11 protein-coding genes and 1 pseudogene are annotated in these 11,791 nt (G+C 74.0%); 1 reads left to right on the top strand and 11 read right to left on the bottom strand.

Translation table 11 applies throughout. The annotated features are described in order from the left end of the window. The 3 genes and pseudogenes from NFU81_RS16480 to NFU81_RS16470 form a co-directional block, all read right to left on the bottom strand. Positions 1–415: pseudogene (locus NFU81_RS16480) on the bottom strand (hypothetical protein); the annotation flags it as partial. A gap of 385 nt (positions 416–800) precedes the next feature. Next, complete coding sequence (locus NFU81_RS16475) at positions 801–1,274, bottom strand: S26 family signal peptidase (protein WP_251490241.1); 474 nt, start codon at positions 1,272–1,274, stop codon at positions 801–803. Positions 1,275–1,292: 18 nt separating this feature from the next. Further along, a complete protein-coding gene (locus NFU81_RS16470; RefSeq protein ID WP_251490239.1) occupies positions 1,293–2,009 on the bottom strand; it encodes an ABC transporter ATP-binding protein in 717 nt (238 codons plus the stop codon). A 286-nt stretch (positions 2,010–2,295) separates the two neighbouring features. On the opposite strand from NFU81_RS16470, the gene NFU81_RS16465 reads away from it, so the two are divergent. Then, positions 2,296–2,838 carry a MauE/DoxX family redox-associated membrane protein gene (locus tag NFU81_RS16465; RefSeq protein WP_251490238.1) on the top strand — a complete coding sequence of 181 codons (543 nt, stop codon included), beginning with the start codon at positions 2,296–2,298 and terminating at the stop codon, positions 2,836–2,838. Positions 2,839–2,867: 29 nt separating this feature from the next. On the opposite strand, the gene NFU81_RS16460 is transcribed toward NFU81_RS16465, so the two are convergent. The 8 genes from NFU81_RS16460 to NFU81_RS16425 all read right to left on the bottom strand — a co-directional run bounded on the left by NFU81_RS16460 (position 2,868) and on the right by NFU81_RS16425 (position 11,789). After that, positions 2,868–4,124, bottom strand: a complete 1,257-nt coding sequence (locus NFU81_RS16460) for an RNA polymerase sigma factor (RefSeq protein ID WP_251490268.1) — start codon at positions 4,122–4,124, stop codon at positions 2,868–2,870. Positions 4,125–4,267: 143 nt separating this feature from the next. Beyond that, positions 4,268–4,624 (bottom strand): YciI family protein, encoded by a 357-nt coding sequence (locus NFU81_RS16455; protein WP_251490236.1) that lies wholly within the window; start codon positions 4,622–4,624, stop codon positions 4,268–4,270. Between the two features lie 437 nt (positions 4,625–5,061). Further along, on the bottom strand, positions 5,062–5,787 hold the full coding sequence (locus NFU81_RS16450; protein ID WP_251490234.1) for a response regulator transcription factor: 726 nt from the start codon (positions 5,785–5,787) through the stop codon (positions 5,062–5,064). A 460-nt stretch (positions 5,788–6,247) separates the two neighbouring features. Beyond that, a complete protein-coding gene (locus NFU81_RS16445) occupies positions 6,248–6,988 on the bottom strand; it encodes a tyrosine-protein phosphatase (protein WP_251490232.1) in 741 nt (246 codons plus the stop codon). Beyond that, on the bottom strand, positions 6,985–8,799 hold the full coding sequence (gene asnB, locus NFU81_RS16440; RefSeq protein ID WP_251490231.1) for an asparagine synthase (glutamine-hydrolyzing): 1,815 nt from the start codon (positions 8,797–8,799) through the stop codon (positions 6,985–6,987). Before asnB ends, NFU81_RS16445 begins: the two co-directional genes overlap by 4 nt. Before the next feature lie 88 nt (positions 8,800–8,887). Continuing rightward, on the bottom strand, positions 8,888–10,183 hold the full coding sequence (locus NFU81_RS16435) for a nucleotide sugar dehydrogenase (RefSeq protein WP_251490229.1): 1,296 nt from the start codon (positions 10,181–10,183) through the stop codon (positions 8,888–8,890). A 2-nt stretch (positions 10,184–10,185) separates the two neighbouring features. Further along, positions 10,186–11,643 carry an MFS transporter gene (locus NFU81_RS16430; protein ID WP_251490228.1) on the bottom strand — a complete coding sequence of 486 codons (1,458 nt, stop codon included), beginning with the start codon at positions 11,641–11,643 and terminating at the stop codon, positions 10,186–10,188. Next, entirely contained in the window at positions 11,640–11,789 is a 150-nt protein-coding gene (locus tag NFU81_RS16425) for a hypothetical protein (protein ID WP_251490227.1), read from the bottom strand. Before NFU81_RS16425 ends, NFU81_RS16430 begins: the two co-directional genes overlap by 4 nt. Between the last annotated feature and the right edge of the window lie 2 nt (positions 11,790–11,791).

Here is an 11,791-nt window from a genome sequence, read left to right as displayed (position 1 = left end):
TTCTGGCCGCGCGGCCCCTGGCGGCCGCGGTGCCCAGCGTGGCGACCCCGGCCGCGCCGACCGCGGCGCCGGTCACCAGGGCGGCGCCCACGGACAGCCCGTGCCCCAGGTCGACCCCGAAGGCGACCGCGGCCGCCACGCCGGTCACCAGGCCGCCCGCGGTACTGCTCGCGGCGCCCGAGCCACGGGCCTGCTGCCCCCGTTCCGCGCCGGCGGGCTCCCGGGCCTCCAACGCCCGCTGGTAGGCGGCGTATTCGGCCGCCGCCGCGTCGCTTATCTCCTCGAACCGCTCCCGCGCCCGGCGCAGCAGCGCGTCCCCGCCGGCCCCGGCGCCCTGCTCGGCCACCAGCCGCGCCAACAGCCTCTCTGCGGCAACGCGGTCGGCTTCCCGCAGTGCGATTCGTGACTCCGGCACATCGTCCTCCCGGGTGACACCCGACAGTTCGTCGGAATGGGTTTCGTGCCCGCCCGCACCCCGCGCCAAGCGTTCAGGTCCGGTCCGATCCCGTCCCAAGTCTGTTACCAGTCCCCCCGAGTCCGCGAGCCCCCGACACCCACCGCAGCCCCGACCGCCCCGAGCGCGGGGCCGCTTGCGGCCGGTGGGGGGTGGGTGTGGTCCCCGGCCCGGTCCCGGTTGCGCGCCTGGGGCGTGCGGGTGGCGGGTGTCCGCGGCCGGTTGGGCGGGCGCGGGTGGCGGGAAGGTGCGGGCGTCGGCGGTCGGGGTCGGCGGGGGTGGGCGTGGTCCCGCCGCGCGCCCGACGACGGGCGCGGGGCATGGTCGCTGCGGGTGCGCGGGTGGGTCAGCCGGGGGGTGACGGGAGGCGGGCGATGACGACGCCGGTGATGCGGGTGCGGGGGACGTAGCCCCATGCGCGGGAGTCCGTGCTCGCCTCGGGGTTGTCGCCGAGGACGACGACGCTGCCCCGGGGGACGCGCCCGTCGCCCCGCGGACCGAGCGCCGGGCGTATCGCGGGCGGGACCGGGTCGCCCGCCCGGGCCGCCAACCGCTTGACGATCAGCGGCGGTTCGGCGCCGCCGTGCTCAGGCGGCGGCAGCCGGAAGACGACCGCGGCCCCCGTCCGCACCCGCGCCACCGGCGTGCGCAGCACCAGCAGCCGCTGCCCGGGCGCGTACGTCGGCGCCATGCTCGTCCCCTCCACGGTGACGAGCAGGAGCAGCCTGCGCGCACCTCCCACCGCGAGCGCGGCGAGCGCGGCGAGCGCGGCGGCCGCGGCGGCGGCGAGCAGGGACGTACGCGGCAGCGAACGGGACATGGCGGCGGGGGATCCGTCCTACGTGATGCGGCCGTCGCGGAGCGACACCGTGCGGTCGCAGCGGGCGGCGATGGACGGGTCGTGGGTCGCGATCACCATCGTCGTGCCGAGGTCGGTGTTGAGCGCGAGCAGCAGCTCGATGATCTCCGTGCCGGTCGCCGAGTCCAGGTTGCCGGTCGGCTCGTCGGCCAGCAGCAGGCCGGGATCGCCGATCAGCGCGCGGGCGATGGCGACGCGCTGCTGCTGCCCGCCGGACAGTTGCGAGGGCAGCGCGTCCTCGCGCCCCGCCAGGCCGACAGCGGCCAGCAGCTCCGTGGCCCGGGCCAGTGCGCCGGCACGCCTGCGGTAGGGGAGCAGCGGGGCGATGACGTTGTCGCGGGCGGTCAGCGCGGGCAGCAGGTGGAAGCGCTGGAAGACGAAGCCGACGGTCCTGCGGTAGCGGGAGAGCGCGCCGCGGCCGGCGGCGGTGATCTCCGTGCCGTCGACGGTGATCGTGCCCGCGTCGGGTACGTCGATCGCGCCGATCAGATGCAGCAGCGTCGACTTCCCCGAGCCCGACGGCCCGGTGAGGGCGACCGTGCCACCGGGCTCGATGGCCAGGTCGGCCTCGCGCACGGCGGTGATCCCGCCCTCGCCGCTGGGGAAGGTCTTGCTCAGACCCGTGACGGTGACCGCCGCCCCGCGCGGCCCCCGCGCCTCCTGCGGCGGGTCGGCGACGCGTTCCCTGCGGGACATGGCATCTCCTTCGCGCGCGACATCGGTGAACCCCGGCCCGCCATCGCAGAGTTGCGTGATGTCAGCTGGTAATTCCCGAATCAGCGACGGCATTTGCGAGGGTGTCCCGGTGACCCTGGCACCCGCCTTCACCGGCCGTCAACAGCCAGCGGCCGGAACGCAGCCTCTCAGTTCGGAATATCCATTCAAGCTGCTTGAGATTTGCGAGTCAGGCAACAAGTCTTGCAGAGCGGGGCCGGCGCTCCGGCCGCCCCGGGCACGGCACGGCACCGCACGGGAGCTACGGGTGATCTGGGTCGAGATCGAGGCGCGGCTCGTCCTGGCCGGCGTCTTCGCGGTGTCGGCGGCGTCGAAGCTGCACTCGGCGGCCGCCTTCGACGGCTTCGTCACCGCCGTACGGCGGCTCGGCGGCCTGCGCGCACCGTATCTGCGGCCCGCCGCCGCCCTGCTGGCGGGCGGCGAGGCGCTGATCGCGGCGGGCCTGCTGGTGCCGGCCACCGCGTACGGGGCGATGCTGCTGGCGCCGGTGCTGCTGCTGGCGTTCACCGCCGCGCTGGCCCGGGCGCTCCTGAGGCGCGACCCGGTGGCCTGCAACTGCTTCGGGCGGTCGGAACGCCCGGTCGGCGCCGTCCAGTTGGCGCGCAACGCGCTGCTCGTCACGCTCGCGGCCTGCGCCCTGGCCGGCTGGCCCGCGCACGCCTCGGGGCCGTCCGACGCCGGAGCGGGGCCGCTGCTGGTCTGCGCGCTCGGGGCGGTCGTGGCGACCGGGGCGGTCGCGTTGTGGGACGACCTGGCCGAGCTGCTCGCACCACGCCGGGTACGGGCGTAACGCCGTTCGCCGCAGGGCCGTTCAGCCGTTCAGGAGCCGCCCGGGTCCGCCGCCCGCCGCAGCAGCAGCGCCCGCTCGGCGCCGTTGCGGGTCAGCCCGGCCGCCCGTACGAACTCCTCCCGCGCCTCGGCCGTACGCCCCAGCCGGGCCAGCAGGTCGCCGCGCACGCTCGGCAGCAGGTGGTAGCCCTCCAGCGCACCGCCCGCCGCCAGCGCGTCGGCCAGTACCAGACCGGCCGCGGGACCTTCCGCCATGCCCACCGCGACCGCCCGGTTCAGCTCCACCACCGGGGAGGGCGCGGTGGCGGCCAGCGCCCGGTACAGCCCGGCGATCCGCGGCCAGTCGGTGTCCTCGGCCCGTACCGCCTGCGCGTGGCACGCGGCGATCGCGGCCTGCAGCGCGTAGGGACCCGGCGCGGCCCCGCGCGCCCTGGCCGCGGTGTCCGCCCGGGCCAGTGCGGCGAAACCGCGGTGGATCAGCAACTGGTCCCAGCGCCTGCGGTCCTGGTCCAGCAGCGTCACCGGGGCGCCGTCCCTCGTGCGCGCCGCCGACCGCGAGGCCTGCACTTCGAGCAGCGCCGCGAGCCCGTGCACCTCGGGTTCGGCCGGCATCAGCCCCTGGAGCACCCGGGCCAGCCGCAGCGCGTCCTCGCACAGCCCCGGCCGCATCCAGTCGTCGCCCGCGGTCGCGGAGTAGCCCTCGTTGAAGATCAGGTAGACCACTTCGAGCACCGACGCCAGCCGCACCGCGAGTTCGGCGCCCTGCGGCACCTCGAAGGGCACCTTCTCCTTCGCCAACGTGCGCTTGGCCCGGACGATCCGCTGCGCGACCGTCGGCTCCGCGACCAGGAAGGCCCGCGCGACCTCGTCCGTCGTCAGCCCGCCGAGCAGCCGCAGCGTCAGCGCCAGGCGGGCCTCCCTGGACAGCACCGGGTGGCACGCGACGAAGACCAGCCGCAGCAGGTCGTCCTCGATGTCGCCGCCGTCGCCGGCCGCGTCCGCGGGCTCGCCGAAGACCGCCGCGCCCTGGGTGACCTCCAGCTCGTGGCCCAGCTCCTGCAGCTTGCGGGCGAAGGTCTCGTTGCGCCGGATCAGGTCGATGCCGCGCCGCTTGGCGGTGGTCATCAGCCAGGCCCCCGGGTTGCGCGGCACCCCGTCGCGCGGCCACTGCTCCAGCGCGGCGACCAGCGCGTCCTGCGCCAGCTCCTCGGCGATCCCTATGTCGTGGACCAGCCGGGCCAGCCCGGCGATCAGCCGCGGCGACTCGATCCGCCACACCGCCTCCACCGCCCGCCGCGCCCGGTCCTGGTCCCGGTCGGCGTGCGGCGGCTCGGTCCCCGTACCGTCTGCTGCTGTCACGACCCCCCATCACAGCAGCCGCGGGGCGCCCGCGCAAAGCCGACGCCCCGCCGTGGCCCTGCCCCGTCGCCCTACTCGGGCTCCTCCACCTGCCGGATCTCGGCCGCGATGTCCCACTCGTCGCCGTGGATGGCCAGGAAGCGCGACGTCCACTGCGCCGCCTCCTCCAACGACTTCGCCTGGATGATGGCGTACCCCCCGACGACCTCCTTGGCCTCGGCGAACGGCCCGTCCAGCACCGTCTGCTTGCCGCCCGCCTGCCGGATCACGCTGCCTTCACCGGCCGGCTGCAGGCCGCCGGTGTCCAGCAGCACCCCGGCCTTGGTCATCTCCTCCAGCAGCTTCCCCATCTCGGTCATCAGCTCCTCGCTGGGGCCGGTGCTGGGGGCCTTCGCCGGGTCGAGCCGCAGCAGCATCATGTAGCGCATGGTGTCCTCTTTCCGTCCGTTCGCTCTGCCGTCCGAGGGCTCTTCACCGTGCCCTCACCAACGCGTCGAGCGGGCGACCCGGGAATCGACACGGCGCCGGAAAAATTTCCGGGCGGACGCGTCGGGACCTCCGCGGTGCCGGGCACGCCTCGACCGCGAAGGGCGCCGTGCGGCCCGGCGGGACGGCTCCACTGCTTGCTCGACCCGCCGGCCGAACAGGCCGCTTTTGCCGAAAAAAAGAAGAATCCAGACTGCGGCTTGATACGATTTCCCGAGTACTCCGGGAAACGCCTGCCGAATTTCTCGTCACTGCCGGATCGGACGCGTCGAATCACGGACGCGGCGGAGCGGTCGTCCAAAAGGAAACTATTTCCGGGTGACCGGATGCGGTGGTTCCGAATTCCCCTGGCGGCCGTTCGCCGATATCCCGGCGCGGCCTAGTCGTGCCCGAGCCGGAAGCCCACGCCGCGGACGGTGACGATCCAGCTGTGCGACCCGAGTTTGCTGCGCAGCGTGCTGACGTGGGTGTCGACGGTCCGGCCGTGCGGAGGCCAGGTGTCCTCCCAGACCTGGGCCATGATCTGCTGCCGGCTGACCACCGAGTGCATCTTCGAGGCGAGCAGCAGGAGCAGGTCGAACTCCTTGCGGGTCAGGTCCAGTGGAGCCCCGGCGAGGGTGGCGCGCCGGGCGGCGGGGTCGATGAGCAGGGGGCCGTGCTCGATGGTCTGCGCGGGCACCGGCTGCGCCCGCACCCGGCGCATGACGGCCTCGATCCGGGCCAGCAGCTCGCGGAAGCCGTACGGCTTGACGATGTAGTCGTCGGAGCCCGCCTGCAGGCCGAGCACCCGGTCGAACTCGGAGTCCCGCGCGGTCACCGCGATGATCGGGGTGTTGGAGGTGGTGCGGATCCGCCGGCAGACCTCGAGCCCGTCCAGATCGGGGAGGTCGAGGTCGAGCAGGACCATGTCGGCCTCGAAGTGCGCGCGCAGCGCCTCGGCTCCGCTGGCCACCGCGTGGGCGACGTAGCCCTGCCGGATCAGGCCCCGCAGGAGCGCGTCGCTCGCCTTGGCGTCGCTCTCGACCACCAGTAATCGCAGGCTCGCATGATGGCGTCCGTCCGGGGCGTCCGCCGGACCCAGGGCGGGCGCAACCTGCGTGGTCATGTGATCCTCCTGGCGGGGTGCATGGTCACGGTACGGCGGGCCGATAAAGTTTTGCGATGTCCAAAATAACAAACACAAACCCGTCGGATTGTCAATGGAATTGAGGTTCCCCGGAGGTACTCCTGCGGATGCGGCCCGTAAGCGGATTCCTGGGCTCCGAATCCAGCGGAATGCTCGGAAATATCCCCCTCTGATGCTTTGCCATCGCTCTGGCGGATCGTGGAAGATCGACGCAGTGGTCACTTGTAAATCGAACTGCAATGTCTGTATCTTCTGCCGCGCGGACCATGCGGGGGCGAGGGTCCGAGACCGGTGCACGACTTGCAGCTCCCGGCGCTTCGTCGACAGGAGGACTGCACATGGTGCACTTCGGGAGTACGTCCGCTGAGCTGCCAGGATCCGACGCCGCTCGCGGAGTGCGAGCGGCGTACCGCCTGCCGCGACATCGTCCGGCCGGGGCTCAGCCCGCGAGATGCGCCATGAGCCGGCTGCCCGTGGTCAGCCGGGTGCGCGCGGCGTCGATCTCCGCCTCCGACAGGCCGCCGGCGCGCAGATGCGCCACCGGGTCGAAGGACGCCACCGCTGCGAGGACCGCCGCTCTGGTGGTGGTGCCGGCCCGCCGGTGCCGCGCCTCCAGCTCGGCCCGCCGGTCGGGTTCCCCCAGAGCGGCGTAAAGGCCCGGCAGCCGGTCCGTGCTCAGCTCGTAGTCGGCGGCGATGTCGGCGGCCGGGACCCCGGCCAGGGCCAGCAGCACCAGGCTCGCCAGACCCGTGCGGTCACGGCCGGCCACGCAGTGCACCACGACTCCGCCGGGCGCCGCCAGCGCCACCGCGCGCACCACCCGGGCCGTGTGCCGCGGGAAGTGCTCCAGGATTCGCGGGTAGTACAGCGGGGTGCCCTGCTTGCCGGTGCTCCACAGGTTCACCAGGACACTGTCCGGGTCCGGCGCGAGCGGCAGCGTCAACGTCGTCAGCCCGGGTGGACGCGGGGCCGCGTCCACCCGGTACTCGTCGGCGTTGCGCAGGTCGACGACGGTGCGCACGCCGTACTCCCACAGCGCCGACCAGCCCTTCCCGGTCAGCCTGTCCACCGCGTCGGTGCGGACCACCGCGCCGGTGGCGGTGGCGCCGCCGCCGGCGGTGGGAAGGCCGCCCAGGTCACGGGTGTTGAAGCAGCCGTCCCAGTCCAGGTGCCGGTTCACAGCGCCACCCGCACCCGGAACTCGGCCAGCCACGCGTCGAGCTGCAGCACCGTCTCCAGCGCAGCCCGGCTGAGCTCCTCCGGCAGTCCCGCGGACCCGCGGCGGAGCACGTCCTTGACGAGGTCGCCGTCGAGGTACGGCACCACCGGCGCGTCGCCCGCGCAGACCGCCTCGGCCAGCTGCTTGCGCAGCCCGTCGTCGTAGCCCTCGTCCACGACGGAGGGATAAGGGGTCTTCACCCGCGCGGACACCGCCTCCGGCAGCAGCCCGCGCCCGGCTGCCCGCAGCAGGCTCTTCTCCCTGCCGTCGAAGCTCTTCAGCGCCCAGGGGATGTTGAAGGTGTACTCGACCAGCTCGTGAGCGGCGAACGGGACGCGGACCTCCAGGCCGTGCGCCATGCTGAGCCGGTCCTTGCGGTCGAACAGCACCTGTGCGTGCCGGGTGAGGGCCAGGTAGGTCACCTCGCGGAACCGCGCCTCCTGCCTGTCGGCGAGGGAACCGGTGTCGATCTCGGCGACCGCGGCGGCGTGGCTGTCCTGCTCGTACGCGGCGAGGTCGAGCCCGGCGAGCAGGTCGGCGGAGAGCAGCCGGTCCAGGCCGCGGTGCCGGTGCCGGCCCGAGTGCACCCAGGGGAAGGTGCCCGAGTGCACCGCGTCCGGGTTGCGCTGCCAGCGGTAGCCGCCGAACACCTCGTCGCCGCACTCGCCGGAGAGCGCCACCGTCGAGTGGCGCTTGACCGCCTCGAACAGCAGCAGCAGCGAGGCGTGCTCGTCGCCCTTGGCCAGCGGCAGGTCGTAGGCCGACAGCACGTCCGCGCGCAGCCCCGGGTCGAGCAGGCCGGCGGTGTCCACCAGCACCTCCGTGTGCCGGGAGCCGGCGTGGTCCGCCAGCAGCCGCGCGTACACGTGGTCGTCGTTGGCCGACGGTTCGCTGCGTACGGCGAAGGAGCGCACCGGGTCGGCCCCCCCGGCCTGCGCCGACCAGGCCGCGAACGCGGTGAGGGTGCTGGAGTCCAGCCCGCCCGAGAGCAGCGTGCACAGCGGCACGTCCGCCCGCAGTTGGCGGGCGACCACGTCCTCCAGCAGCCCGCGGACCCGCTCCACGGTGGCCGGCAGGTCGTCGGGGTGGTCCTGGACCTCCAGCCGCCAGTACCGGTGCAGGGTCGAACCGCCGCGGCCGACCCGGAGCATGCATCCCGGCGGCACCTCGTACATACCGCGCAGGACCGCGCGCCCGGGGTTCTTCGCCACCGACAGGATGTCGCGCAGGCCGTCGCCGTCCACCTCCCGGCCCACGGCGGGGTGGGCCAGCAGCGCCTTCGGCTCGGAACCGAAGACCACGCCGGTCGGCGTGGGACTGTAGTAGAGCGGCTTGACGCCCATGCGGTCGCGCACCAGGAGGAGTTCCTCGCGGTGCACGTCCCACAGGGCGAAGGCGAAGATCCCGTCGAGCCGGGTGACGGCGTCCGCGCCCCGGGCGAGGAAGCCGCGCAGGACCGCCTCGGTGTCCCCCGCGGTGCGGAACTCCTGCCCGAGGGAGCGGAGTTCCGCACGAAGCTCCTGGTAGTTGTAGACCTCGCCGCTGTAGGTGAGCACCGCCGACTCGCCGCCGGCCGCGGCGGCCATCGGCTGCCGGCTGCCCTCCAGGTCGATCACGGACAGCCGGCGGTGGCCGAGCGCCGCGTGCGGTGACAGCCAGAGGCCCTCGTCGTCGGGGCCGCGGCGCTCCATGGTCCGCACCATGGCCAGCAGGGTGTCCCGTTCATGGGTCAGGTCACCCGAGAAGTCGACCCATCCGGCGATGCCGCACATCACGTCCTCCTGGCTTCGGTCGAGCCGGTGCCGCCCGCAGTGCCCGCGGGGTTCACAGGGCTCGCGGGGTTCAGGGGGTCCACCGGGGTCACAGCGCCTCGACGCCCTCGCGCGGGCGCACCCTGCCGCGGGTGTCGAGCAGCAGCCCCGCCGCGGCTTCGATCGCGTCCAGGTCGTAGCCGGCGTGAGCCTGCAGCAGGACCGTCAGGTCGGCGCCGGCCGCTCCGGACTCCGGCTCGACCCGGGGGACGTCCGTCCCCTCCACCGCCCACCGCTGGACGAAGGGATCGTGGAACACCACCTGCGCGCCCAGCCGCCGCAGCCCGGCCGCCACCCGGCGTGCCGGTGACTCGCGCTCGTCGGCGATGTCGGCCTTGTACGTGACGCCGAGCAGCAGCACCCGGGCGCCCTCCAGCGGCTTGCCCGCGCTGTTCAGCAGGTGCAGGGCGCGCTCGACCACGTAGCGCGGCATCCGCGCGTTGATCTCCTGCGCCAGTTCGACGAAGCGGAACGGGTAGCCCAGGGTACGGACCTTGTAGGAAAGGTAGTTGGGGTCGATCGGGATGCAGTGGCCGCCGACGCCGGGTCCGGGGCGGAACGCCTGGAAGCCGAAGGGCTTGGTGCTCGCGCAGGCGATGGCGTCCCACAGGTCGATGCCCAGCTCGTGGCAGAACACCGCCATCTCGTTGACCAGGGCGATGTTGACGTGCCGGTAGGTGTTCTCCAGCAACTTGGCCATCTCGGCCTCGCGGGTGCCCTTCGCCTGCACCGTCCGGTCCACGAACCTGCCGTAGAAGGCCGCGGCCGCGTCGGTGCAGGCGGCCGTGAGACCGCCGACCACCTTGGGCGTGTTGCGGATGCCGTAGACGGCGTTGCCGGGGTCGACCCGCTCGGGCGAGAAGGCCAACAGGAAGTCCCGGCCCGCGGTGAGGCCGGACTCCTCCAGGATCGGCAGGACCACCTCTTCCGTGGTGCCCGGGTAGCTCGTGGACTCCAGCACCACCAGAGTCCCGGGCCGCAGGTGGCGGGCCACCGCCGCGGACGCCGCACGCACCGCCCCCAGATCGGGTCCGCCGTCCGCGGTCAGCGGGGTGGGGACGCAGATCACCACGGTCTCGGCGCTGCCCAGCACCGCCTCGTCGGCGGTGGCCTCGAAGCCCGCCGACAGCATCTTCGCCACCTGGGCGTCGCTGATGTCGTCGATGTGCGACCGGCCGGCCAGCAGCCCGGCGGCGACCCGCGGGTCGCGGTCCAGGCCGGTGACCGCCAGCCCGGCCAGGCTCGCCTCCAGGGCCAGCGGCAGCCCTACGTACCCCAAGCCGACGACGACCAGGCCCCGCTGGGCGGTGCCGTCGCCGGGTACGGGCGAACTGACGGTGTGCATGGTCAACCTCCGTGGTGGATATCAGTGCGCAGAGCTGTGCGTGAGACCGTGCGCGGGGCCAGCAGGCGGGTGCCCGCGGCGAGGACGAGCAGCAGGGCGAAGACCGTGGTGAAGGCACCCCCGGGCCGGCCGCTCGCGGTGACGGCGTCGTAGAGCGCGCCGGCCAGGCCCATGGCCAGCACCTGGCCCAGCGACTGCGCGACCTGGAGGGCGGCGCTGTAGCGCCCCTGCTCCTCCGGGCGGCAGTACTCGAACGCCAGCACGGTGAGGCTGGGCGCGACCAGGCCCATGCCCGCCCCCGCCACCACCAGGGCCAGGGCGGCGGTCAGCCGCGGCGCAGCCTGCGGTACGCCCAGCGCCGCGACCGCGGCGGCGGCGGTGGTCATCGCCGTCCCGACCGCGGCCAGCCGGTGCCGCGGCACCTGCGACCAGACGTGACCCTGGAGCCAGGAGGCGCCGGCCCAGCCGATGGTCGCGCCGGTGAACGCGATGCCCGCCAGCGACGCCGGGACGTGCCGGTGGTTGATCAGCAGCAGGGGGACGAAGGACTCCAGAGTGAAGTACACCCCGGAGCACGCGCCGCTGAGCAGCACCACCGCGGGCAGCCCGGCCGCGGCCCGCAGGGCTCCAGGCGGCAGCAGCCGGGGCGCGGTCGGCACCACCAGCGCCACGCCGACCGCGGCCGCGGCCAGCTGCACCGGGTGCAGCCCGGAGCCGGCGTACACCAGCAGGCCGGCCCCGACGGCGAGCACCGCGGACAGGCGCACCCGCTTCCAGTCGTCGCCGGTGCCGCCGGTGCCGCCGGCGTCGGCGGCGTCGGCGGCGTCGGCGGTCCCGGCGGAATCGTTTTCGGCGTCGGAGATCTGACGCCTGGCCAGGACGACAGCGGCCGCCGCCACCGCCGCGGTGAGCACCGCAAGGCCGAGGAAAACCCACCGCCACGACGACGCGGCGGCCACCAGGCCGGCGATCGGCGGACCGGCCATCGAGGGCACGATCCAGCACACGCTCATCAGCGACAGGGCGCGGGGGCGCAGCGCCGACGGATAGGTGCGCGCCACCGTCACGTTCACGGACACCACGACGAGGCTGCCCGCGAGCCCGTCCAGGCACCGCCCCGCGATCAGCACCCAGATCGAGCCCGCCCCGCCGCACACCACCAGCGCGACCACCGACAGCACCAGCCCGGCGGCGAGCGGGCGCCGCGGGCCGAGCCGGTCGGCCAGCCGGCCGGCCAGCACGCTGCCGAACAGGGCGGCCGTCACGAACCCGCCGAAGGCCAGCGGATACAGGCCCAGCCCGTCCAGCGCCCGCACCGCCACCGGCATGGTGGTCACCAGCGCCAGCGCGGCGAAGCCGACCAGGAACATCACCCCGGCGAAGGCCACACTGCTGCCCCGGTAGCGGGGGGAGAAGAGTCCCTCCCCGGTCACCGGGGCGGACAGGGTGGGAGTGCTCATTCGATGGAGGTCATGATCGTGGTGGTCAGCGACTCCATCGTCGCGACGATCCCGCCGCCGGACGCGGCACTGACCTGCTCGAGAAACGCCTGCAGCTCCTCGGGGTCGGTCACGGTCAGCTCGTTCAGCGCGGTACCTGTGGGCACGG

It is taken from the genome of Actinacidiphila cocklensis, assembly GCF_907177275.1.
GTDB lineage: Bacteria > Actinomycetota > Actinomycetes > Streptomycetales > Streptomycetaceae > Actinacidiphila > Actinacidiphila cocklensis.
The sequence above is the reverse complement of the archived record's forward strand: the minus strand, read 5'-3'. Positions and strand labels throughout refer to the sequence as shown.